General features: G+C 60.4%; 1 protein-coding gene. It reads left to right on the forward strand.

The annotated features are described in order from the left end of the window. Positions 1 to 255 (forward strand): hypothetical protein (locus tag E0F99_RS29930; RefSeq protein WP_130909146.1); only part of this gene is annotated, 255 nt, incomplete at both ends.

Raw genomic sequence — 255 nt, forward strand, 5'->3', positions numbered from 1 at the left:
GTCGAGCTGAATGGTAAAACCCTAACCTCTCACCTGTTCAACACCGGCCGCGAACGCCAGCGCCAGCAAGGCGAACTGCTCAGCCATTACGACTACGACGAACAAAACCGCCTTCACGCCCACGCGGTGACCCAAGAAGAACACAAGCACTACCGCCGCCACTACGACTACGACAAAACCGGCAACCTGACCCGCCTGCTCGACACCCGCAAAGGCGAACACCACTACCACTACGACCCCCTCGCCCGCCTGACC

This window comes from Pseudomonas antarctica (assembly GCF_900624995.1).
GTDB lineage: Bacteria > Pseudomonadota > Gammaproteobacteria > Pseudomonadales > Pseudomonadaceae > Aquipseudomonas > Aquipseudomonas antarctica.